This is a genomic window from Comamonas kerstersii (assembly GCF_008801935.1).
In the GTDB taxonomy this organism is placed as follows: domain Bacteria; phylum Pseudomonadota; class Gammaproteobacteria; order Burkholderiales; family Burkholderiaceae_C; genus Comamonas; species Comamonas kerstersii.
In genome coordinates this window covers 15,992-38,835 of the sequence record NZ_VZOT01000009.1, presented here as the reverse complement: position 1 = coordinate 38,835, position 22,844 = coordinate 15,992, and the positions used below count along the sequence as shown (strand labels likewise).

Annotated in this window: 25 protein-coding genes; 8 read left to right on the top strand and 17 right to left on the bottom strand. The window is 58.6% G+C overall.

Annotated elements, in window-relative coordinates; all coding sequences use genetic code 11:
- Positions 1-8: 8 nt before the first annotated feature.
- On the bottom strand, positions 9-605 hold the full coding sequence (locus F7P80_RS12340; RefSeq protein WP_082669827.1) for a C40 family peptidase: 597 nt from the start codon (positions 603-605) through the stop codon (positions 9-11).
- 196 nt (positions 606-801) lie between these two features.
- Here F7P80_RS12340 and F7P80_RS12335 point away from each other — a divergent pair, with 196 nt between their 5' ends.
- Positions 802-1,410, top strand: a complete 609-nt coding sequence (locus F7P80_RS12335) for an isochorismatase family protein (RefSeq protein ID WP_151045079.1) — start codon at positions 802-804, stop codon at positions 1,408-1,410.
- 232 nt (positions 1,411-1,642) lie between these two features.
- Here F7P80_RS12335 and F7P80_RS12330 read toward each other — a convergent pair whose 3' ends face one another.
- The 6 genes from F7P80_RS12330 to F7P80_RS12305 are packed head-to-tail and all read right to left on the bottom strand — an operon-like array spanning position 1,643 to position 9,285.
- Positions 1,643-3,046, bottom strand: coding sequence for a TolC family outer membrane protein (locus tag F7P80_RS12330; RefSeq protein WP_151045077.1), 1,404 nt, complete (start codon positions 3,044-3,046; stop codon positions 1,643-1,645).
- A 33-nt stretch (positions 3,047-3,079) separates the two neighbouring features.
- Positions 3,080-3,427, bottom strand: coding sequence for a rhodanese-like domain-containing protein (locus F7P80_RS12325; RefSeq protein WP_151045075.1), 348 nt, complete (start codon positions 3,425-3,427; stop codon positions 3,080-3,082).
- Positions 3,428-3,459: 32 nt separating this feature from the next.
- Positions 3,460-4,167 (bottom strand): protein-L-isoaspartate O-methyltransferase family protein, encoded by a 708-nt coding sequence (locus F7P80_RS12320; protein WP_151045074.1) that lies wholly within the window; start codon positions 4,165-4,167, stop codon positions 3,460-3,462.
- A 49-nt stretch (positions 4,168-4,216) separates the two neighbouring features.
- Positions 4,217-7,429, bottom strand: coding sequence for an efflux RND transporter permease subunit (locus F7P80_RS12315; RefSeq protein WP_151045072.1), 3,213 nt, complete (start codon positions 7,427-7,429; stop codon positions 4,217-4,219).
- A gap of 21 nt (positions 7,430-7,450) precedes the next feature.
- A complete protein-coding gene (locus tag F7P80_RS12310; protein ID WP_249041461.1) occupies positions 7,451-8,650 on the bottom strand; it encodes an efflux RND transporter periplasmic adaptor subunit in 1,200 nt (399 codons plus the stop codon).
- Positions 8,647-9,285 (bottom strand): TetR/AcrR family transcriptional regulator, encoded by a 639-nt coding sequence (locus F7P80_RS12305; protein ID WP_249041460.1) that lies wholly within the window; start codon positions 9,283-9,285, stop codon positions 8,647-8,649. Before F7P80_RS12305 ends, F7P80_RS12310 begins: the two co-directional genes overlap by 4 nt.
- 159 nt (positions 9,286-9,444) lie before the next feature.
- On the opposite strand from F7P80_RS12305, the gene msrA reads away from it, so the two are divergent.
- The 5 genes from msrA (at position 9,445) to F7P80_RS12280 (ending at position 12,429) form a co-directional block, all read left to right on the top strand.
- Complete coding sequence (msrA, locus tag F7P80_RS12300) at positions 9,445-9,984, top strand: peptide-methionine (S)-S-oxide reductase MsrA (protein WP_054065335.1); 540 nt, start codon at positions 9,445-9,447, stop codon at positions 9,982-9,984.
- 62 nt (positions 9,985-10,046) lie between these two features.
- Positions 10,047-10,508, top strand: a complete 462-nt coding sequence (locus F7P80_RS12295) for a Fur family transcriptional regulator (RefSeq protein WP_249041459.1) — start codon at positions 10,047-10,049, stop codon at positions 10,506-10,508.
- 55 nt (positions 10,509-10,563) lie between these two features.
- Positions 10,564-10,863 carry a hypothetical protein gene (locus tag F7P80_RS12290; RefSeq protein ID WP_151045068.1) on the top strand — a complete coding sequence of 100 codons (300 nt, stop codon included), beginning with the start codon at positions 10,564-10,566 and terminating at the stop codon, positions 10,861-10,863.
- Between the two features lie 30 nt (positions 10,864-10,893).
- Positions 10,894-11,253: a hypothetical protein gene (locus F7P80_RS12285; RefSeq protein WP_077344941.1), complete on the top strand. Its 360-nt coding sequence runs from the start codon at positions 10,894-10,896 to the stop codon at positions 11,251-11,253.
- A gap of 231 nt (positions 11,254-11,484) precedes the next feature.
- Positions 11,485-12,429: an AEC family transporter gene (locus tag F7P80_RS12280; protein ID WP_151045066.1), complete on the top strand. Its 945-nt coding sequence runs from the start codon at positions 11,485-11,487 to the stop codon at positions 12,427-12,429.
- Positions 12,430-12,594: 165 nt separating this feature from the next.
- Here the strand turns inward: F7P80_RS12280 and pdxH are convergent, their stop codons facing one another.
- Positions 12,595-13,242, bottom strand: coding sequence for a pyridoxamine 5'-phosphate oxidase (gene pdxH / locus F7P80_RS12275; RefSeq protein ID WP_151045064.1), 648 nt, complete (start codon positions 13,240-13,242; stop codon positions 12,595-12,597).
- 177 nt (positions 13,243-13,419) lie between these two features.
- On the opposite strand from pdxH, the gene F7P80_RS12270 reads away from it, so the two are divergent.
- On the top strand, positions 13,420-13,974 hold the full coding sequence (locus F7P80_RS12270) for an OmpA family protein (protein ID WP_054065295.1): 555 nt from the start codon (positions 13,420-13,422) through the stop codon (positions 13,972-13,974).
- 54 nt (positions 13,975-14,028) lie between these two features.
- On the opposite strand, the gene gloA is transcribed toward F7P80_RS12270, so the two are convergent.
- The 4 genes from gloA to F7P80_RS12250 all read right to left on the bottom strand — a co-directional run bounded on the left by gloA (position 14,029) and on the right by F7P80_RS12250 (position 16,748).
- Positions 14,029-14,445: a lactoylglutathione lyase gene (gene gloA / locus F7P80_RS12265; protein ID WP_054065296.1), complete on the bottom strand. Its 417-nt coding sequence runs from the start codon at positions 14,443-14,445 to the stop codon at positions 14,029-14,031.
- 70 nt (positions 14,446-14,515) lie between these two features.
- Positions 14,516-14,977, bottom strand: a complete 462-nt coding sequence (locus F7P80_RS12260; RefSeq protein WP_054065337.1) for a MarR family winged helix-turn-helix transcriptional regulator — start codon at positions 14,975-14,977, stop codon at positions 14,516-14,518.
- A gap of 124 nt (positions 14,978-15,101) precedes the next feature.
- On the bottom strand, positions 15,102-16,067 hold the full coding sequence (locus tag F7P80_RS12255; protein WP_151045062.1) for a Bug family tripartite tricarboxylate transporter substrate binding protein: 966 nt from the start codon (positions 16,065-16,067) through the stop codon (positions 15,102-15,104).
- 201 nt (positions 16,068-16,268) lie between these two features.
- Positions 16,269-16,748: an Lrp/AsnC family transcriptional regulator gene (locus F7P80_RS12250; RefSeq protein WP_054065298.1), complete on the bottom strand. Its 480-nt coding sequence runs from the start codon at positions 16,746-16,748 to the stop codon at positions 16,269-16,271.
- A gap of 244 nt (positions 16,749-16,992) precedes the next feature.
- Here F7P80_RS12250 and hppD point away from each other — a divergent pair, with 244 nt between their 5' ends.
- Positions 16,993-18,075 carry a 4-hydroxyphenylpyruvate dioxygenase gene (gene hppD / locus F7P80_RS12245; RefSeq protein ID WP_054065338.1) on the top strand — a complete coding sequence of 361 codons (1,083 nt, stop codon included), beginning with the start codon at positions 16,993-16,995 and terminating at the stop codon, positions 18,073-18,075.
- Between the two features lie 105 nt (positions 18,076-18,180).
- On the opposite strand, the gene maiA is transcribed toward hppD, so the two are convergent.
- The 5 genes from maiA to F7P80_RS12220 all read right to left on the bottom strand — a co-directional run bounded on the left by maiA (position 18,181) and on the right by F7P80_RS12220 (position 22,780).
- Positions 18,181-18,825: a maleylacetoacetate isomerase gene (maiA, locus tag F7P80_RS12240; RefSeq protein WP_151045060.1), complete on the bottom strand. Its 645-nt coding sequence runs from the start codon at positions 18,823-18,825 to the stop codon at positions 18,181-18,183.
- 14 nt (positions 18,826-18,839) lie between these two features.
- Positions 18,840-20,168 (bottom strand): fumarylacetoacetase, encoded by a 1,329-nt coding sequence (gene fahA / locus F7P80_RS12235; protein ID WP_151045058.1) that lies wholly within the window; start codon positions 20,166-20,168, stop codon positions 18,840-18,842.
- 107 nt (positions 20,169-20,275) lie between these two features.
- Positions 20,276-20,815 carry a VOC family protein gene (locus F7P80_RS12230; protein ID WP_054065299.1) on the bottom strand — a complete coding sequence of 180 codons (540 nt, stop codon included), beginning with the start codon at positions 20,813-20,815 and terminating at the stop codon, positions 20,276-20,278.
- Between the two features lie 52 nt (positions 20,816-20,867).
- The gene (locus F7P80_RS12225; protein ID WP_151045056.1) at positions 20,868-21,062 is read right to left on the bottom strand and encodes a DUF2783 domain-containing protein; all 195 of its coding nucleotides are present in this window, start codon (positions 21,060-21,062) and stop codon (positions 20,868-20,870) included.
- Between the two features lie 20 nt (positions 21,063-21,082).
- Positions 21,083-22,780, bottom strand: a complete 1,698-nt coding sequence (locus F7P80_RS12220; RefSeq protein ID WP_151045054.1) for an FAD-dependent monooxygenase — start codon at positions 22,778-22,780, stop codon at positions 21,083-21,085.
- Between the last annotated feature and the right edge of the window lie 64 nt (positions 22,781-22,844).

Below are 22,844 nucleotides of genomic sequence, written 5' to 3'. Positions count from 1 at the left end.
GCCTGACTTCAGGGCTGAATGGGGGAGGTGCTGGTGTTGATGGCTTGAGGCTGGCTCAGTGCAACGTCAACGCGACGTGCACCGTTAAAGCGCTTGGACCAGTATTTGCTATTCATGCTTTCCACGCGCACGCTTTTGCCGCGCCGTGGTGCATGGATGAACTGGCCATTACCCACATAAATGCCGACATGGCTGAAAGCTCGGCGCATGGTGTTGAAGAACACCAGATCACCGGGCTTGAGGTCTTTTTTGTCGATTTTCTGGGTGGCCTTGGCTTGCTCACGTGCGTTGCGGGGCAGAACGTGGCCAACGGCTTCCTGATAGATGGCGCGCACAAAGCCACTGCAGTCAAAACCCGTTTCAGCATTGGTGCCGCCGAAGCGGTAGGGAATGCCGATCATGCCCATGGCGGTGCTGATCAGATCGGAAGTGTTGGACGCAACCGACTCGCCCATGGACTGCAAATTAGCGCCCAACCCACGCTCTGCCAGAATTTCTGTCAGACGTTCATGGGAAAGGGGGGCTTGATGTTCTTCTTGGTCTGGAGGCGTGGCATGTACGCTGCCACATGCCAGGGCCAGAACTAATAGCCATTTGCATGTCATAGTCTTGAGATTATCACGCGGCGGGCATGGCACAAATGAGAGCTATGTCAAAGACGGGGCATATCCCGGCTTCTGAAACGTCTTGTTTCAATATTGTGAGGCTGCAGCCTGTCGTCGCTGTGTGTGCAGGCATGCCACGGGGTTGAGGCTTCGCTGCGACAATAAGGTTTTGCACAACAGAACACAGGAAAACTACATGCTGCTGGACGCCGATGATTCGCAACTGGTGCTGATTGACTATCAGGAAAAACTGATGCCTGCCATTTTCGAAGGGCAGCAGGTGCTGGCCAATGCGGTCAAGCTGGCCAAGATTGCCAAGATGATGCAGGTGCCTGTGTGGGCGACCGAGCAAAATCCTTCCAAACTGGGGCCTAATGCGGCAGAGCTGCGCGCCCTGAGTGATCGCACTTTGGCCAAGATGAGCTTTAGCGCGGTAGAAGACGGCTTGATTGATCTGCTGCGTCCTCCCGTCAAAAAGCAGCAGGGCGGCAATGCCCGTAGCTTGCCCAAGCACCTGCAAAAGCCTGCGGCACCGCAGGAGCCCGAGCGCCCCTCCATTGTGATTGCAGGCTGCGAAGCCCATGTCTGCCTGATGCAGACCGCACTGCAACTGCTGGAAGAAGAGATGGAAGTCTGGGTGGTGACGGATGCCTGCAGCTCGCGCACAGAGCGCAACCGCGATGCAGCATTCGACCGCCTGGCCGGTGCTGGCGCAGAGCTGGTGACCACAGAGATGGTGGCTTTTGAGTGGCTGCGCAGCTGCGAGCAGCCCGCATTCAAGCAAATGCTGGAGCTGGTCAAGTAAGCCAGTACCAGCCACTGCTCCGGCGTGACTGCCGGAGCTTTTTTTACGGCATTTGAATCTAGCTTACATGCTGTTTTAAAGCGACCGAAACACAGATCGGCAGTCCTGCACATGCTGTGACAGAGGTGTGATAGGGAACTATGAAAAATAGAGCTGCTTGCGCAGCAAAAATAAAGGTTTCAAAGCTCTATGACTTTGAAAACCAGTAATGACAAGCGCTGGCAGCTCTTTTTTATGAAGCAGGCTGTGTGAGGTTTTGCGCTGCAGGGCTGAGGACGGCATTGATGGTGTGCACATCCTGCATGCGCAGATTGCCCGCAGCCTGGCGCAGTTGCAGCAGGCCAAGCAGCAGCTGGTATCGGGCATGTGCCAGGTCTTTTTGCGACTGGAACAGCTGGCTCTGGGCGTTGAGCACGTCCAGATTGATGCGCACACCTACCTCGTAGCCGAGCATATTGGCTTCCAGAGAACTCTGGCTGGAAGCGACCGCAGTTTCCAGTGCCTTGACCTGTTCATAGGCCGACTGCACGCCAAAGAAGGCCGTGCGCACGGCCTGGGCGACCTGACGTCTGGCGCCTTCCAGATCTGCGCGGGCTTTTTCCTCGAGTGACAGGGTTTCCTTGACGCGGTTTTGTACGGCAAAACCTGCAAACAGAGGAATGTTCATGACCACGCCCACGCTGCCGACTGTGGAGTTGACGCGGCCGCCGGGCATACCCGGAGTCAATGAGCCATCGGGGTTGCGCTGCGTGCCGTAGCTGGCCTGAAGATCCACCGTGGGCTTGTGGCCAGCGTAGGCCTTGTCAGTTTCCAGTCTGGCAATGTCCTGCGCAATGCGAGCCTGGCGGATTTGCGGGCTGTGGTTTTCCGCCTGGTCCAGCCAGGCTTGCAGGTCGCCAGGTGTCAGTTCAGGCAGGCGCTCGGGCTGGGCGAGGGGCCAGGGGCTGGCATTGCTGGTGCCCAGCAGTTGATCGAGCGCAGCCTGGGCAACGCGCACATCGTTGGCTGCAGCAATTTCCTGGGCGCGGATCAGGTCCAGGCGGGATTGCGCTTCGCGCGCATCCGTGATGGTGGCGTCGCCAATTTCAAAACGGCGCTTGGCAAATTCGTATTGTTCAGCGACCGAGCGTTGCTGGGCGCGGACCAGCTTGAGCGTTTCCTGTGTGGTCAGTACCTGGAAGTAGGCCTGGGCTGTGCGCACCAGCAGGTCCTGCGAGGCTGCATCAAGCTGAATCTGAGCCAGTTCTGCCTGAAACTGGCCCTGCTTGTAAGTGGCAAAGTTGGCAGGGTTGTACAGCGGCTGGGTGGCCTGCAGGCTGGCGGAGTCTTGACGGGCATCCAGCTGGCGCGAGGGGAAATCACCGCGCACACGTGTTTCGTTGTACTGGCTGCCGGCCTGAATGCCAATCTGTGGCAGCAAGCCGGCTTTGGCCTGTGCGCTCTGGCTGAGGGTGGCCTCGTACTGTGCACGTGCACTTTGCCAGGCAGCGTCGTAGGTCTGGGCCCGCTCGGTGAGTTCGACCAGACTTTGGGCCTGCGCGGCAGGCCATGCGCAGCACAGTGCTGCAGCGCAGGCCAGATGACTGAGCGAGAAGCGGAAAGCGGCAAGGTTTCGCAACGCAGTGGGGAACACCATGAATTCGTCTCCAGAATCTCGCTCAGGGCTGTGTCAGTACGTGGGCACGCTCGGATCGCGTTCCTGCGACCATGCGTTAATGCCGCCGGCGATGTTGGCTACCGATTCAAAACCGGCGCGCACCAGATAGTTCGCCACACTCATGCTGCGTGCGCCGTGGTGGCACAGGCAGGCAGTGGGGCGGTCAGGGTCCAGCTCTTCAAAGCGAGAAAGGATTTGCCCCATGGGAATGCACTGCAGCTCAAACTGGTCGCTGGGCACAATGCTGGCGATCTGGCATTCCCAAGGCTCACGAACGTCAAGCACCAGAGGCTTGACGGCATCACCGGCGAATTGACCCAGCCACTCATCAAACTGGGCTGGGGGGACTTGATAGAACATGCAAACTTTCTCCGGTGATGCGGGCAGGGAACTTAGAACTTGAAACGGTTGGTCGTGTTGAAGCCGTGCAGGCGAGGAGCCACGATGTCCCAAGGGGTCTTGGTCACGATGGAGCCGCCTTGCTTGGTGACCACGGTGAAACGCATCACGGGCTCATTGCCAACGATGGCAGACAGTCGGCCACCATCTTTGAGGTGGGGCAGGAGCTCTTCAGGAATGCTTTCCACCGAGCCGCTGAGCATGATGACGTCAAAGGGGCCTTCAGGCAGCACGTCCTTGGAACCATCGGCCACGCGCACGCTCACGTTGTCGCAGCCAGCGTCCGCCAGGTTTTCGCGTGCCATTTCGGCCAGCTCGGCGTTCAGCTCCAGTGTCACCACTTCCTTGGCCAGCTTGGACAGCAAGGCAGCGCTGTAGCCAGAGCCGGTGCCAATTTCCAGCACGTGGTCGGTGGGCTGCACGTCCACGTCGTTGATCATGCGGGCTTCCACGCGGGGCTGGAACATGCATTCGCCCTTGTCCAGGGACTGAGCGCCTTCAGTCAGAGGAACGAGCACGTCCATGAATGCCAGGCTGTAGTGTGCAGGTGGGGTGAAATCTTCGCGGCGCACGGTGTAGAGCGCGTCCAGCAGTCGTTCACCGTCCACATTCCAGGGGCGCACTTGCTGCTGGACCATGTTGTAACGTGCGTTTTCGGTGGCGTCGTTACGGTCTAACAGGCTGTTCAGGGGCAAATTCATGGTGGTCTCCTCCGCTACGGGATGGCTTATCTGAAACAAATCCGTGATTCTACGAGGGTGAGGATGGGTTTGCGGCCTTGTCGGACTCGCGCCCATGCCAAAGTCGCTTGAGCCACTGCGTGAAATCATCCAGATAGCAATACACCACGGGCACGACCACCAGCGTCAGCAGCGACGAGGTAATCACCCCGCCAATGACGGCCTGGCCCATGGGGGCGCGCTGCTCGGCCCCTTCGCTGACGGCAAAGGCCAGCGGCACCATGCCAAACACCATGGCCAGCGTGGTCATCAGAATCGGGCGCAGGCGCACGCGAGCCGCCAGCAGCAGGGCCTGCTCGCGAGGCAGACCCGGGCTGATCTCGCCTTGCTCGTTCGTGTGTTCGCCACGGGCACGGATGGCAAAGTCCACCAGCAAGATGGCGTTCTTGGTGACCAGGCCCATGAGCATCACGATGCCGATGATGGAGAACATGCTCATGGCAGAGTTGAACATCATCAGTGCCAGCACCACGCCAATCAGGGTCAGGGGCAGCGAAGTCATCAGCGCCAGCGGCTGGATAAAGCTCTTGAACTGGCTGGCCAGAATCATGTAGATGAAGATAACGGCCAGCGCCAGTGCAGACACGGCATAGGCAAAGGACTCATTCATGTTCTTGGTAGAGCCCCCAAACTCCCAGTGGTAGCCGGGCGGCAATTGCAGATCCTGCAGCATCTTGGCAATGTCACTGGAGACTTCACCCGCCGAGCGCAGCGAGGTATTGGCGGTGAACTGCACTTCTCGCGTCATGGAGCGGCGGTTGATCTGGCTGGGGCTGCGCGACTCGACCACATCGGCCACCTGATTCAACTCCACCACACGCGGGCTGCCATCTGCCTGTGTCTGTACAAAAGGCAGGTGCTGCAAGTCCGCAGGCTGGGTGCGTGCTTCAGGCGCCAGGCGCACATTCACGTCATAGGTTTCATCATCGCTGGCGCGCCAGTTGCCAATGGTGTCGCCAGCCACCAGCGTGCGCAGGCTGCTGGCAATGCTGGCCACGGAAAGCCCCAGATCAGCTGCTGCATCACGGTGGACTTTGACTTCCACAATGGGTTTGGGCGGCTGCAGGCTGCTGTCCAGATCGACCAGACCGGGAATGTGCTGCAGCTTGGTCTGCAGCTCCTGGCTGATGCGGTCCAGCTCCTGCAGGTCAGGCCCCATGATGGAAAACTCGATCTGCTTTTGGCCGCTCACGGGTTCCAGCTGGCCCACGTGCGTGACCAGAATGCCGGGAATGCCCCGCAGTGCATCACGCAGCGTGCGCGTCATCTGCTCCAGACTCTGAGCGCGTTCGCTGCGGTCTGTCAGGCGAATGTAGATGCTGGCCGAGTGCTTGCCTTCGGCGCTGCCTGTGTTGATGGTGGTCAGCGTATAGCGCACGCCGGGCTGGGCGCGGATGATGGCTTCCACCTGCCGTGCCTTGGTTTCCGTGGCTTCGATGGAGGAGCCTTGCGGCGTTTCGAAGTTGACGTAGGTTTCCGAAAAGTCCGCACCGGGCACAAATTCAGAGCCCAGCAAGGGCAGCATCAGCAAGCTGCTGATAAAGATGGCAAGCGCAGAGAGCACGGTGGCCAGCTTGTGCATCAGCGACCAGCGCAGCAGGCGCTGGTACAGCTCGGTCAGGTCTTCTGTCGCCTTGTCAAACCAGGCCGTGAGGCGACCGAGGGTGCGGTCGTACAGGCTGCGTTTGCTGTTCGCGGCAGGCTGCCCGTGCAGGTGAATGCTGGGGTCATGCCAGACGCTGGAGAGCATAGGGTCCAGCGTGAAGCTGACGAACATGGAAATCAGCACCGCTGCCACGATGGTGATGCCAAATTCGTGGAAGAACTTGCCAATGATGCCGCCCATGAAACCAATGGGCAGGAACACGGCCACGATGGACAGGGTGGTCGCCAGCACGGCCAGACCAATTTCCTGCGTGCCGTCCATGGCCGCGTCATAGGGCGACTTGCCCATCTGCACGTGGCGCACGATGTTCTCGCGCACCACGATGGCATCGTCAATCAACAGGCCCACGCACAGCGACAGCGCCATCAGCGTGACCATGTTGATTGAAAAACCAAACATGTACATGAACCAGAAGGTGCCGATCAGCGCAATGGGCAGGGTCAGGCCGGTGATGATGGTCGAGCGCCAGGAGTTCAGGAACAGAAACACAATCAGTACCGTGAGCACCGCGCCTTCAATCAGCGTCTGGCGCACGTTGTCCACAGCCACCTGAATGGGGCGGGCCGTGTTGGCAATGGTCTCGAGCATGATGCCGGGCGGCAGGTCCTGGTCCAGCTCTGCGACCACACGGTTGAGGCCGTTGACCACTTCGATGGTGTTTTCATCCTGTGCTTTTTGTACCGACAGCACCAGCGTGCGCTCGCCGTTGTACAGCGCCAGGCTCTCCAGTTCCTGCGCGCCATCCTGAATGCGCGCCAGCTGGCCCAGGCGCACAGGGGCGCCATTGCGCTGTGCAACCACAATGTCGGCGAACTGCTCAGGGCGGGCAACGCGTGCATTGATCTGCACCACGCGTTCCTGCTGTAAAGAGCGGATGGTACCTACCGGCAGGTCCTGGTTTTCGCTGCGCACCGCCTGCACCACCTGAGCTGGGGTGATGCCATAGGCTTTGAGCGATGTGGGCTCCAGATAGATATTGATCTCGCGCGGTGTACTGCCCACCAGATTGACGGCACCCACGCCGCGCACGTTTTCCAGGCGTTTTTTAAGCACCTGGTCGGCCCAGGTGGTCAGCTGGATGGGCGTGAGTGGCTGGGCGCCTTCAGGCAAGGTAGCTGGATTGGGCAGTACCGCCACAGACCACACGGGTGCGCTGGCCGGGTCAAAGCGCAGCACCCACGGCTCCTTGACCTCATCTCGCAGCGTAGGACGTACGGTGGCTACTTTCTCGCGCACATCGTCAGCGGCCTTGCGGCCATCCATGTGCAGCTGGAACTCGATGATGATGACGGACTTGCCTTCGTAGCTGCGCGAGGTCAGCGCATTAATGCCCGAAATCGAATTGATGGCTTCTTCCAGCGGCTTGGTGACTTCGCTTTCCACCACTTCGGGTGAAGCGCCGGGATAGTCCACGGTGACGACCACCACGGGAAAATCCACATTCGGGAACTGATCAATCGCCAGACGCTGGTAGGAAAACAGACCCAGCACCACAAAGGCCAGCATGACCATGGTGGCCATGACCGGATTGCGCAGACTTACCTTGGTAAACCACATGATGCAGCTCTTCTTTCTGCGCTACGAGGCATTGGACGGCTGGGCAGGTGTGGATTGCGGCTGCAGCTCAACCCGCGTGCCTGCAGGAATACGCCCCGCAGAGCCTGTGAGCACGATCTGTTCAGGCTGCAGACCTTCAACGGCTACCCAGGTCACGTCCTGCCCCACGCTGCGTGCGCCCAGCGACACCGTGGTGTGCTGCACGGTGCCATCCCGCACGGTCTGCACATAGGGCAGAGGCTGGTCGGTATGCACGGCAGACAGGGGAACAGCCAGTGTTTCAAGACTGCCGGTCTGGATAAAGCCTTCTACATACATGCCGGGTCGCAGGGTGACGCCTTCAGCGGGCAGTACCTGCAGATAGACAGGTACCGCACGGTTGCTGCTGGAGGCGCTGGGGTTGATGCGCACCACCTTGGCCTGCAGGTTCTGAGGCAGCTGACCGTTGCTGGCACGCAGCTGCAGGCTTGCCGCCTGGCCGATCTGAACCTGTGCAGAGTCGTTGGCAGGAATCTGCGCTTCCAGCTCCAGCGCAGACAGGTTTACGACTTCCACAATGGGAGCTTCCACATTCACGCGTTCGCCGTTTTGTGCCATGCGGCTGGCAATCTGGCCGTCAATGGGGCTGCGCAGCACGGTGTCATCCAGGTTTTTGCGGGCGGCATCCTGGGCAGCACGCGCCGCCGCGTGGTTGGCCTGTGCGGCCTGCAGGCTGGACAGGGACGAGGTCAGGGCCGTATCAGAGATAAAGCCCTTGGCCACCAGTGCGCGGTTGTTGTCGTACTGGCGCTGGGCAATCGTGACCTGGGCCTGTGCGGCATCGGCCTGCAGCTTGGCCTGGCGAAAGCGTGCCTCGGTTTCTGTGGCATCGACCCGAGCAATCACCTGGCCGCGTGTGACACGGTCGCCTTCACGCAGCTGCAGATCGCGCAGTTCCCCGGGAATGCGGGCTTTGACGAGCGCGCTGTCCATGGCTGAGAGGCTGCCGGTGATGGGAATGCCCAGTGGCATCTGCCTGGGCTGCACGGTAAACCACTCCTGTGAAGGAATGCTGAAAGTGCGTGCAGCGCTTGCTGTGCTTGCCTCAAGTGCTTCTTTTTTTGCGCTTCTGCCATCGACCGCTCGCCAGACGCCAGCTGCGATGGCAATGACAGAAATAATGGCCAGCAGCCACATCCATTTCGGCACACGAAAGGAAGAGGAAGAAGAAGTCTGCGTCATGCGGATAGTGCGGCAAGGCCGCGCAGAAGGTTGTCAACGTGAATATCGAAGTACGCCGTGTCGCTGATGCCCAGCGATTCGGGGTAGTGCACACCCATGGAATGCCTCCACTGGATGTAGGAGAACATGGGCGTCATGATCAGGTGCACGCCAGCGTCCAGGTCAATGGGCCGGAACTCGCCACGTGCAATACCGCGTTCCAGAATGCGGCGCACCAGCGCCTGCCCGGGGTAAATCACTTCCTGCAGGTAAAAGCTGGCCAGCTCAGGGAAGTTGCAGCACTCGCTGGTCATCAGCTTGTAGATGCCACCTGCTTCGCTGTTGGCAATGCGCTCCAGCCAGACAGCAAAGGCATAGCGCACCAGATCGGCCGTGCTGCCGGTAAAGCTTTCCAGCTCGGCCTGCCATTCGGCAAAGCGCCCGGCAATGTTTTCGCGCACCACGGCCTTGAGCAGGGCCTCCTTGCTGGGGTAGTACAGAAACAGGGTGCCTTTGGAGACATTGGCCAGCGCAGCCACTTCTTCCACGCGGGTGGCGGCATAGCCTTTTTCCACAAACAGGCGCGTGGCCGCCGCCAGCAGTTCAGCCGGGCGTGCTGCTTTGCGGCGAGTGCGGCGGGTGGAAGCAGTGTTCACCTGAGTGTCAGAGCGGTAGGGGAAAAAGAAAATGACCGATTGGTCATTAACCATGAATCTTAGAAAGCAGATGGGTGTGCGTCAAGTAAGGATTGCTTCCTACATGGGCAAGCATGGTGCCGGTAGTCAGTGCGGGATGACAGCGTGTACAAACAGGGTATGAAGGAAACCATCTATTTCGGCGGCGGCTGTTTCTGGTGCACAGAAGCTGTGTTCGACCGCGTACGGGGCGTGCTGGATGTGCAAAGCGGTTACGCCAATGGCCATGTGCCCAACCCCAGCTACGAGCAGGTGTGTGAAGGCACGACCGGGCACGCCGAAGTGCTCAAAGTGGAGTTTGACCCGGCGCAGATTGCACTGGAGCAGTTGCTGGAGATCTTCTTTGGCACGCACGACCCCACCACACTTAACCGCCAGGGCAACGATGTAGGCACGCAGTACCGCAGTGCCATCTACACAACCACCGAGGCCCAGCTGCAGCAGGCACAGGCTTTTGTGCAGCAGCTCAATGCGCAGAACACCTTTGGTCAGCCGGTTGTGACGCAGGTGCAGCCGCTGGACAACTACTGGCCTGCCGAGGGCTACCACCAGGACTACTTTGCGCGCAATCCATTGCAGGGCTACTGCGCCTATGTGGTCGGCCCCAAGGTGCAGAAGTTCCTGCATACCTTTGCGCAGCACGTGAAGCAGGACGACTGAAGCTGCACTTTGCACAGGCATAATTGCAACTGTGTTGCGTTAGCAATGCCATGGAATTGCCTATGCCTGTTGTTTCACCTTCTACACCACTGCAGCTGCCCGCTGGCATGCGTGCCACGCGTGCGGTGCTGGCCATGCTTGACATCCTGCCCCAGCAGCCCATGCAGGGCTGGACCGAAAGTACGGTCGAATCCGCCTTGCAGGCGCGTGGGGTGGTGGTGAATCGCGTGACGGTGTACAGGGCGCTGGACCGCTTTGTGCAGGCGGGCTTGCTGCAGCGCAGCGTGGATGCTTCGCGTGTGACGCGTTACTGGCTGCGCTCGGCAGAGGGTGCCGATGCCGTGCCGCAACTCGAATGCACGCGCTGCCGCCAGCACTTCAGCCTGGATCAGGGCTCAGCCGCCGTGCAGTCGGCGCTGCAGGCTCTGCGCCAGGCCCTGGCACACAGCGCGGGTGTGCGCAATCCTTCCATTGATGTGGCCATGCATGGCGAGTGCGCGCAATGTGCACAAAGCCCTGAATGAGCGCCACACGCAGCACGTTTGGCTTTTTTACCTTCACCTTCAAGGACTTCACACCATGAAATCACTGCTTTGCATCTTTGCCGCCACTTTGGCGCTGAGCGCACCGGCTTTTGCCCATAACCACGACCATGCCAAGGATGCGCACGCCCATGACCACGCAGCGCCTGCATCCAGCCAGCTGGACAAGCACACGCTGGAAGACATCGAACGCCACCGCGGTATGGCGCACGCCCACGAGCAGGCCGCACAGTGTCTGGAACAGGGCAACAAGTACGAAGACTGCCAGAAGCAATTGCAGACCAGCTGCAAGGGCCTGGCACTGGGCAAGAACTGCGGCATGCGTCATAGCCACTAAGCACAGGGCGAGCTACTGCGTAACTTTGTCATGACTTTCTTGTCCCGCATGCACCAACTGCGCACGCCCTGGATGGCGTGGTGGCTGGCATTGGCTCTGGTGGTGGCACCAGCGCTGGGGCGCATGCATGAAGTGCTGCACGCACCTGTATTGCCACACACCCAGGCACAGCCAGGGGATGAAGCCGGGCATGCGCTGTTTGCGGAACACTCTGCGCTGGAGTGTCTGGCCTTTGACCAGCTCAACCTCGGTTGCGACCAGCCCTTGCCGCTGGCATTGCACCCCCATGGCCAGCCGCATGCTGTTCCGGTCTGGTGCCCGGCAGCCGGTGCATGGCCTGTGGCTCGCGCGGGCTTTGATGCACGTGCACCGCCACATATGCCGGTCTGAATTTTCTAAAACCATAGCTGTTATCGCCTGCTGTATCAGCGGTAAAGCCACTTTTTATGCATATTTCCGATGTAGATGCTCTTGGTCTGCATCCATGCAATGCTGGGTAGCGAGCACGGTGAGCGCCAAAATCGGTCGCCAGTTTGTCCGTCCATGCACTGAAATCTTCTTAAGATGTCAAGCCGAGGTACGCAGGGTGCGTGCCTCGGCTTTTTTTATGGATGTGGCAACGTGGATTCCCCTGCGCTGACGGCTTTGCTGCCTGTTGTTCTGATCATCATGAGCGGTGTGCTGGCCGCCAAGCTGGGCTGGATCCGGGCTACGGCCATTCGCGATCTGTCGCACCTGGTGTTTTATGTGCTGACCCCGGCACTGCTGTTTCGCACCATGGCCAGCGTGCGGCTGTCTGAGCTGGATTTCAAGCCCATCGTGGTGTACTTCATGGCCGCAGGGCTGGTGTTTGCGGGCACCTTGCTGGTCAACGGCTTTAACACGCGGGCTGCAACGCGTGCGCTGGGCCATACCTTCAGCAATAACGTGATGATCGGCATTCCCCTGATTGGCCTGGTGCTGGGCAAGGAGGGGTTGGTGGTTTTGCTGACCTTGATTTCCGTTCACGCGCTGCTGCTGCTGGGCAGTGGCACCTTGATTCTGGAACTTGCGCAGGCCCGGCAGCACAGCGAGGCAGGGCGGCCGCAAGGACTGCTGCGCACGCTGGGGCAGGCCGCGAAAAACAGCGTCATTCACCCTGTGCCGCTGCCGATTATTGCAGGGCTGCTGTTTGCGCAGACGGGCTGGAGCATTCCGGCTGTGATTGACAAGCCCCTGCAACTGCTGGGCTCAGCGCTGGGCGCCATGGCCTTGCTGCTGGTAGGCGTGACCCTGGCGTACAGCCGCATCGGCAGTTTGCTCAAGCCGGCACTGCGCATGGCAGGCGTCAAGATTGTGATTCACCCGCTGGTCTTTCTGGCCGTGGCTTGGTGCATGCATCTGCAGGGCATTCCCATGATGGCCATGGCGCTTGCTGCGGCCTTGCCCACAGGGGCCAATGTGCTGATGTTTGCCCAGCGCTATGGTGTGGCAGAAGAAGAGGTCACGGCCAGCATTGCACTGGGCACCATGTGCTGTCTTGTCACCGTGCCTGTGATGCTGTTGCTGATCAGTGCGGTTCAATAAAAAGATAGCTGCTAGCGCTTGAATTCATTGGGTTTCAAGATGAAAAATATCTAAAAACCTTTATAGAACTGCGCAAGCAGCTATAAATATTGTATTGAATCTAGCTTACATGTTGAAAAATCAGCCTTCACACGTGGAAAGCTGATTTTTAGCGGCCCATTGCCATCAAGGGGCAAGACGCTCGCGCACCCACTCGTTGTTTCTCAGTTCATAACGCAGGCGGTCATGCAGACGGCTTTTGCGCCCTTGCCAGAATTCCCAGCGGTCCGGCACCAGACGAAAGCCACCCCAGTGCGGAGGGCGAGGAGGGTTCAACAGAAACTGCGCACCGTATTTGGCCGCATTCGTCACCAGCACACTGCGGCCGCTGATGACCTGGCTTTGCGGGCTGGCCCAGGCGCCAATGCGTGAGTCAAGCGGGCGGCTGTTGAAATAGGCGTCACTTTCCTGCGCACTCACACGCTCGACGCGGCCTTCGATGCGTACCACACGCTCCAGATCCACCCAGTGAAACTGCAAGGCAGCAAAAGGGTTGCCAGCCAACTCCTTGCCTTTGCGACTGTCGTAGTTCGTGTACCAGACAATGCCTCGCTCGTCATAGCCCTTGATCAGCACGACCCGTGTGCTGGGTCGCAGGTTGCTGCCCACGGTGGCCACCGTCATGGCGTTGGGCTCGGCAATTTCTGCCTTGATGGCTTCTTGCAGCCACTGGTCAAACTGCTGCAGAGGGTCAGCATGCGAGGCTGTTTCGTTGAGCTCCGCACGTTCATAGCTCTTGCGCAAATCAGCAATGTGGGTGGAAATTTGGCTCATACAGCGGATTGTGTACCGTGAAAATGCCAATGAAAGGGAAGTTACTAGGCATTTTTTTGATGTGCTGCAGTAAAAAGAGCTCACCAATGTATAGATTTTTTTACAATTTCTCGTAACACTTAGAAACCGACCTCCACGCTCCACTGCGCACATCCGTTCGCTTGCAAGATCCTGCCCATGTCACAGTTCAGCGCCGCTGCCCATCCTCCCTTACTGCCTCTTGCTGCTTTTGCTGCAGGTATTGCCATGCTTGTGGCGTTTTCGGTGGAAGCTGATGCTTCCAGCGACAGCCCATCAGCATCTGCTGCTTCAAGCACAGAGACTTTGCAGCAGGCGGGGTTAAGCCCCCACGCATACGAGCCGCCTTCACTGGCTCCTTCGGCCGTCGTGCAGGCGGGTACACCGGCTTACCGGGTAGAGCAGGACAAGGTGAAGTTCTTTTTTGCGGCCAGCCGTGCAGAGCTGCGCGAGACTGCGGATCAGGGCCTGAAAGCCATTGCAGATGCCTGGCGTGACGGGCACAAGATTCAGATTGCGGGCTTTCATGATCAGACAGGCAATCCCATGCTCAACACTGCGCTGGCAAAAAAACGCGCGCTGGAAGTGCAAAAACGCCTGATAGATCTGGGTGTACCAGCATCTGTCATGCAGATGAACAAACCCGCAGTCTCCAAAGACACGCTCGATCTGGCTGAAGCCCGCCGTGTGGAAGTTTCACTGCTGAAGAAATAAAAAACGCCCGGTGCATCAGCTACCTGGGCGTTTGAAGGTGACCGTGGATATGGTTTAACGCAAGCCAGTACCAGTGCCAGCGTCGTCCTTGCGTTCGATCAGCTCAATCTTGTAGCCATCAGGGTCTGTCACAAAAGCAATCACGGTTGTGCCGCCCTTGACGGGGCCAGCTTCGCGCGTAATGGTGCCGCCCGCAGCGCGGATCTTGTCGCAAGCCGCGTAGGCGTCTGGCACACCAATGGCAATGTGGCCATAAGCCGTGCCCATGTCATAGCTTTCAGTGCCCCAGTTATAGGTCAGCTCAATTTCTGCCTGGTTGGGGTTGCCGCCTTCATAGCCCAGAAAGGCCAGCGAGTACTTGTACTCGGTGTTTTCCGAAGTGCGCAGCAATTGCATGCCAAGCACCTTGGTGTAGAAATCGATAGAGCGCTGGAGATTGCCAACGCGCAGCATGGTGTGGAGGATTCTCATAAGCGCATATTCTGCACAAAGATGCAGCGCACATGGCAGTGCACGGGAAATATTGCCTTGGCCGGTGCCACTACGTGAGACTCTGGCGCGCATGGGCCACAAGCTTGTCCAGAATGACATCCAGCTGCTGTGCTTCCTCTGCATCCAGACAGGCTGTTATTTCCTGGTTGCGCCGCGTGACCAGACGCATGGTTCGCACCCATACTTCGCGGCCTTGCGCCGTGAGGTTCAGCACCACACCGCGCCCATCGGTTGGGCTGCTTGCTTTCAGAATCAGGCCTTTGTCTACCAGTGCCTGCGCTGCGCGGCTGGCCTGGGCCTTATCGAGGTTGGCGCTTCGTGCCAGATCTTTCACGGAAAGCGGCGCAAAGTTGCCAATGGCTGCCAGGCAGCGCGCTTCATGGGCGGGAATGCCGGACTCTTGCTCATAGGCGAGCTGCGTGATGCGATCGGCCAGCTTCATCAGCGTGTGAATGCGGTGGGTGTAGGTCCTGTCCAGAGGCACCCAGTCTGTGTGTTCGCGTGAATTCATGGCTGTCATTCAAACCAAAGGCCTGCCAGAGAATATGTGGCAGGCCTTTGCAAGGCGGGGTCTTTGAAAGCCCCAATTCTCACTACCTGTACGTTCCCGCACAAGATAGCGATCTTGAGGCGGCTCAGTCCAGTGTGATTTGGCTCTCTTCAATCACTCTGCGCCACTTGTTACGTTCTGCGCTAGCGTAGGCATCCATTTCTTCAGCGGTGCTGGGCGTGACTTCCAGCGCCATGCCTTCCAGCTTGGCCACGATGTCAGCCTGCTTGAGCGCAGATTGCAGGGCATCGGAGAGCTTGGCTACGCGTTCCTTAGGGGTGGCAGCCGGCGCCACAATGCCTTGCCATGCATAGGCTTCAAAGCCTTTGAGTCCTTGTTCATCCAGCGTAGGTACATCTGGCAGTGTAGGAAGACGGGCAGGGCTGGCCACGGCAATGGCGCGAATCTTGCCGCCTTGCACGTGCTGAATGCCTGCGGCCGTGTCTACAAACATGAATGGCAGCTGACCCGCCACAACGTCCTGTACCGCAGGGGCTGAGCCGCGGTAGGGGATGTGCACAAAGTTCAAGCCACTTTGCGAGCGCAGCAACTCAATGGCGAGATGGTGTGGGCTGCCTGCGCCAGGCGTGCCATAGGAAACACCTTTGGCCTGCTGCTTGGCCCATTCCACAAATTCAGCATAGTTGTTGACCGGCAGCTGGCTGTTGACCACCAGCAGCATGGGAAAGCGCACCAGCAGCCCCACTGGCGCGAAGTCTTTTTCTGCGCTGTAGCTGAGTTTTTTGTACAGATAGGGGTTGGCAGCCAGGGTGCCAGTGTCCCCAGTCAGAATGGTGTAGCCATCGGGCTTGGCGCGCGCTACGGCATCCGCACCGATGTTGGTGGCTGCGCCAGGCTTGTTGACCACGATGATGGACTGGCCCAGTGCCTTGCCCATGGGCTCGCTGAGTACGCGTGCCACTACGTCTGTGCCGCCACCCGCAGCATAGGGCACGACCCATTCAATGGGTTTGCTGGGATAAGCATCTGCCCATGTGACCAGGGGCATAAGCAAGGAGGAAATAACAAAGCTACGTCGGGCTAAGGACATGAAACGTCTCCGTAGAACCTTCTGGTTCTTTTTTTCTGGTTGGAATAGTGTTGCCTTGTGGCAGCAACACGGAGACTGTAGCGGCGAAGGTTGCGCACGCAACCAAGAGGTTTCCCGAGTTTTTTCTCGTTGAGTTTGATTATTCAGGTGGAAAAGCAATGAGAAATCTATTAGCGCAAGGCTCAGATTCCAGCGGATGGATTACAGCTCGACAGGCAGCGCACTGGTGCATTTGATTTCATCCATGCAGACACTGGAGCGCACAGATGCCACGCCAGGCAGACGCATGAGCGTGCCCATCAGGAAGCGGGACAGCGATGGCAAATCCCGCGCAGTGACTTTGAGCACATAGTCAAAGTCACCGGTGACGGAGTAGCACTCCAGCACCTCAGCCAGCTGGCGCACATGCACCAGAAATTGCTCCAGCTCGCGGACATGGCTGCGCTCCATGGATACATGAATAAAGGCTGTCACGCTCCAGCCCAGCGCTGCAGGTTCCAGCCGCGCTTCGTAGGCACGAATCAGCCCCAGTTCTTCCAGCCGCTTATGGCGCCGGTGGCACTGCGCGGGGGACAGCTGCACCACCTGCGCCAGCTCCAGGTTGGTCGCGCGTGCGTTGGTCTGCAGGTGGGCCAGGATTTTCTGGTCGATGCGGTCCAGTGTGATGCTTGTCTCATTCATAGGAAATATTTTCTCTTTTTATTGGCTTTGGATGAATTTTTATTTGGTGCTTAAGGGAAATTCAGCACTTCAAATAAAAACTCTTTGTGAGGCTTGATTTTTAGACTTTAACCAATGCATGGCTGCTGATCTACGGGCAAGGAATGAGGTGACAGCGATCAGTGCAGCAGGAGCAGTTAAGAAATCTTTTTGCATGCAGAAACGTTCATCGGAGAGCTGCATGCAAACGACCAAGGAGACAGAAATGGCAGATTTGTATGACAACCCCATGGGGCTATGCGGCTTCGAATTCGTGGAGTTTGCCTCTCCCATGGCGCAAGTGCTGGAGCCATTGTTTGAGCGCATGGGCTTTACGCTGGTCGCAAAGCATCGCTCCAAGGATGTGGTGCTTTATCGCCAGGGAGACATCAACTTCATCGTCAACCGTGAACCCAAAAGCATCGCCAGCTACTTTGCGGCAGAGCATGGTGCCAGTGCCTGTGGTCTGGCTTTCCGCGTCAAGGATGCGCACTACGCGTACAACCGTGCGCTGGAGCTGGGCGCGCAACCCATTGAAATTCCCACAGGTCCGATGGAGTTGCGCTTGCCTGCCATCAAAGGCATTGGCGGTGCACCGCTGTATCTGATTGACCGTTTCGAAGACGGCAAGAGCATTTATGACATCGACTTTGAATACCTTGACGGTGTAGATCGTCACCCGACAGGCCACGGCTTCAAAGTCATAGACCACTTGACGCACAACGTGTACAAAGGCCGCATGGCGTTCTGGGCAGATTTTTACGAGCGCCTGTTCAACTTCCGTGAGATTCGCTACTTCGATATCAAGGGCGAATACACGGGGCTGACATCCAAGGCCATGACGGCCCCCGATGGCATGATTCGTATCCCGCTCAATGAAGAGTCGGGCAAGAACGGCGGTCAGATTGAAGAGTTCCTGATGCAGTTCAACGGTGAAGGTATTCAGCACATTGCCTTGCTGACCGACGATCTCATCGCCAGTGTGGATGCCTTGCAAATGGCCGGGGTGCCTCTGATGACTGCGCCCAATGACATCTATTACGAAATGCTGGAAGAGCGCATGCCAGGCCACGGCCAACCCGTTGCCGAACTGCAGACGCGCGGCATCTTGATGGATGGCACGACGGCCAATGGCGAAAAGCGCCTGCTGCTGCAGATCTTCTCTCAGCCGTTGCTGGGCCCCGTGTTCTTTGAGTTCATTCAGCGCAAGAACGATGAAGGCTTTGGAGAGGGTAACTTCAAGGCGCTGTTTGAGTCGCTCGAGCGTGACCAGATCCGTCGCGGCACCTTGGTGACCGAATCGGCCTGACACTGCTTTCCCAAGCACAACGCCCTGCATGATCTGGCGCATGCAGGGCGTTTTTCTATAGTGCTACGCAACAACAAGGGCTGTGGACGCAGCCCTTGATCGTTTTTAAGCCGGTGTGTCTGGCTGTGTCCAGGGAGATGCCTGTGCAAACGCTGGCAGCTTGGCACAGGCAGCATCAATGGCCGAGATTCTGGGCCAGCGCGACACATCCACTTTGAAGCGGCGTGCGCTTTCTACCTGTGGCACCAGATAGACGTCGGCCAGTGTGGGGCTGTCGCCCCAGCTGTAGGGCCCGGTCTGCCCATGCTGCGCCAGCAGTGCCTCATAGGCATCAAAACCAGCCGTGATCCAGTGTCCACACCACTGGTTGATGGCGTCTTCATTCGCACCAAACTGATGGCGCAAATACTCCAGAATGCGGCGGTTGTTCACGGGGTGAATATCACAGCCCACCAGCGCAGCCAGGGCGCGCACATGAGCGCGTGCTTCAGGGGCATCGGGCAGCAGCGGTGGCTCAGGGTAGCGCTCTTCCAGCCATTCAATGATGGCGGGAGACTGGGTCAGTACTTCCCCACTGTCCAGCACCAGGGCGGGAACCAGCCCCTGGGGGTTTACCGTGGTGAAGTCAGGCTGCAAATGCGCTTCTGCGCGCAGATCGACCGGAATGTACTCCGCGCTGACACCTTTGAGGTTGAGCGCAATGCGCAGGCGGTGGGAAGTGCCACTGCGAAAGTAGTTGTAGTGTTTCATGGCTGTTTCCGGGCTCAAATTGCTTGTTTGGCAGGCAGGATCGTGCCCCAGCAGCTACCAAAACCGATGCGCGCAAAGCCTTGTTTTTCGCACCAGCCACGCAGGACCACTGCATCGCCATCTTCCAGGAAGGTGCGTTGCTCTCCATTGGGCAGTTGCAAGGGATTTTTGCCGCCGCTGGTCAATTCGATCAGTGCGCCTGCCTGATCCAGTGTGGGGCCGGACAGCGTGCCTGTACCCAGCAGATCGCCGGGCTGCAGGTTGCAGCCATTGACGGTGTGGTGCGTCACCATCTGTGCCATGGTCCAGTAGGCATGGCGGTAGCTGGTGCGGCAGATGCGAGCTTCTGCCTTAGGGTCGTGCTGACGCATCTGGCTGGTTTGCAGGCCCACTTCCAGTTGAATGTCGAGCGCGCCGTGGCTGCGATTGTCTGCGCTGTCCAGATAGGGCAGGGGCTGCGGGTCTTGCGCAGGGCGCTCCAGCGGGGCGCGGTAGGGGGCCAATGCCTCCAGGGTGACAACCCAGGGGGAAATCGTAGTCGCGAAGTTTTTGGCCAGGAAGGGGCCCAGCGGCTGGTATTCCCAGGCCTGAATATCTCGGGCGGACCAGTCATTGAGCAGGCAGATGCCAAAGACATGCTCTTCGGCCTGGCTCAGAGGAATAGGCTGGCCCAGCGTGTTGCCGCTGCCAATGAATACACCCAGTTCCAGCTCAATATCCAGGCGCTTGCTGGGTGCAAGCACAGGTGCAGGTGCATCAGGTGCCTTGATCTGGCCGCATGGACGCGCAAAGTTTTCACCCGAAATCACCACACTGGATGCACGGCCGTGGTAGCCAATCGGCACCCACTGGTAATTGGGCATCAATGGATTGTCGGGGCGAAAGAGTCGACCGATGTTGGTGGCGTGGTAGATGGAGGTGTAGAAGTCGGTGTAGTCACCAATCTGCGCGGGCAGGGCGTATTCCACTTCAGCTTGCGGAACCAGGCAGGATTGCAGGGCCGATTGCTGCGCCGCACCTTCTCGCAAAGCGCGCGAAAGGGCCAGACGAAGCGCACTCCAGCAGGGCTTGCCCAGTGCCATCAGTGCGTTCAGCGTGGGCTGTGCCGCCGCTTGCAAAGCCTCGGCGGCCTGGTCCGAAAAAACGCCCGTCTTTGCAGCGGCCGTCAAATCCAGAATTTCAGTGCCAATGGCCACGCCGATACGCATGGGCTCGCTGCTGCCGCTGCGCTTGAAGCTGGCAAAAGGCAGGTTCTGGATGGGAAAGTCACATCCGGCCACATTGGCGCTGCCCACCCAGCTGCGCAGTTCAGGGTTGTGGGTTTCGTTCAAAAAGTCTGTCATGGCAAATGGCATTCAACGGAAAAAGTACAAATGCAAAAGCCGCAGCGGCACAAGTGCGAGCGCTGCGGAGGGAAAAATATGGCGCAAAGCCACAGGCTTGGCGGTTCTTACTGCTTGCGCATGCTGCCGTCATGCATCCAGGCCGCATGTTTGGGGGCGCGCTTGGTTTCGCTCCACTCCTGCAGCATGTCCCACTTCACGGCATCGAGCTTTGCGTACATCTCGGGTGTACCGACATCGGCAGCCAGTTCCAGGCGGTGGCCGTTGGGGTCAAAGAAATAGATCGAATAGAAAATGGTGTGGTCAACAGGGCCGATGACCTTGATACCTTCGGACTCCAGACGCGCTTTGGTGGACTTGAGCACATCCAGTGACTCTACTTTCAGGGCCAAGTGCTGCACCCACGAAGGTGTGTTTTCATCGCGGCCCATTTCTGGTTTGGTGGGCAGCTCAAAGAAGGCCAGAATGTTTCCATCACCGGCATCCAGGAACACGTGCATATAAGGATCAGGTGCCTTGGTGGAAGGCACTTCGTTTTCGGCAATGGCCAGCACGAACTTCATGTCCAGATGCTTGGTGTACCACTCCACGGTCTCTTTGGCGTCTTTGCAGCGGTAGGCCACGTGGTGAATTTTTTGAATCAGCATGGTGTTTGTCTCCTGAAGGGGTTGAGTCGTGATGCGCCCTGGCAAAAGCGCGTCACAGATCCTGTAAAGCCGTGTTCACATATTGCTGCACGCTGGGCACATGGCCAATAGCGTGCGATTGCAGCAAAGCCAGCTTGGTGAGGAAAAGCTCGGTTTTTCCGGGGCCAGCCTGGTCAATGGCCTCGGCCAGCAAATCGTAGACGGCCTCGGTATCGGCCAGACTGGAGGTGTTGGGGTTACGGGTCATGGTGCTTGTCTCCAGGTGATTCAGCATTGTTGGATGTGCTCCAAAGTGGCTTTCAGGCGTTGTGCATCGAGCTGCAGCCAGCGGCCACAGACGTGCTGGTCAGGTCGCAGCAGATACGCGCTGCCTGCCTGCTGCACGCCATAGCGCTGGTGCACCTGACCTGCAGGGTCCAGCAAGGTCTGGTCAACTCCCAGAACGCTGGCTGTGCCACGGCGGCGGATGGCCGTCACACGCAGCGGCATGCCTGTGGCTTGAATGTCGGTGACTACCCTCTGAATGTCTGCTGGCAGGGCGTCTGCATCTGTGAAGTACAGCAGCTCGAAAGCCGCGCCCAGCTTGTCCAACAGGAACTGGTCTTCGCCCAGGCGTATGTTCTGTGGCGGTGCGCCATGGGATAGGCCACCAGCGAAGAGGGCGTTGTCATCACATGGGCTGTTCAGGGCTGAATGCTCGTAGGCATGGGGGCGGGAAGTGCGCCAGTGGAACAGGGGACGCACAAACTCCTGCGTCAATGACAGAGACAGGACGGCATCGCGCAGCAGGCGAAAGCCCTTGGTGGGCGGGGTCATGAAGCGTGTGCTTTTGCCAGCCTCGTCAATGATTTCGCGTGCCGCACCTACGCGTTCGCGGCTGTAGTTCTCCAGCAGGCTGGGCTTTGCGCGGCCTTGCACGACCATGGCCAGATGCCATGCCAGTGACTGCGCATCCTGAAAACCTGTGTTGGCACCGCGCACGCCAAAGATGGGGAGGAGGTGGGCGGCATCGCCAGTAAACAGGGTACGGCCATGCACATAGCTGGGTAGTGTCAGCGTGCGGGCGGAGTACACCGAGGACCAGTCCAGCTCCCAGGCAATACCCGGATAGCCGATCATGGCCAGCTGCGCATCGATGCGCGACTTCAAGGATTCAGGTGCCAGCGCCTCTTCAGGTGTCTCACCTGCAGGCAGCTGATAGTCCAGGCGCCAGATGCCGTGTGGCTCACGGTGCATCAAGATGGTGTTGCCGGGGTTCCACTCAGGGTCAAAAAAGGCCAGGCGCTCCGTGGGCAGCGGCAGATCGACCTTGATATCTGCAATCACAAACAGGCCTTCGTAGGAAGCGCCTTCCATCTTCAGGCCAAATCCCTGCCGGATGCCGGAGCGGCCACCGTCAGCAGCGACCAGCCAGTCTGTTTCCAGCGTGTATGTGCCCTCGGGCGTATCAACTTCCAGTGTGGCGGTCTGTGCGTCCTGGCTGACTTTCACCACTTTGTTGCCCCAGCGAAAGTCAATCAAGTCCGATGCCTCGCATGCCTCCAGCAGGTATTGCTCCATGTATTGCTGCTGGATATTGAGCATGGGGCCAAAGCGATCATCCGCATCGTGCGGTGCTTCCATGCGGAAAACGCGCTGGCCGCGATAGTAGGAATTGCCAAACTGCCATGGCAGACCGTTTTCGACCATACGGTCTGCCACGCCCACTTGCTGCAGGATTTCCATGCTGCGGCGGGTAAAGACAATGGCGCGGCTGCCAGCGGAAACCTGCAGCTCGGACTCCAGCACCACGCTGCGCACACCGTAACGCGCCAGCTCCAGCGCCGTCACCATGCCTGAAAGGCCGCTGCCAACGATCACCACTTGCTGGCGGCTTGGCGTGCCATGCGCGCTGGGCAACCATGGCTGAAAGACTTGGTAGTCGTAGTAAATCGATGGACGGGGTGTGGAATCTGGCTGGTGCATAGCTATTGGGCAAAACGCAATGAACAATCAACGTGGATGAATGTTTAAATAGTTGCACGGGCAA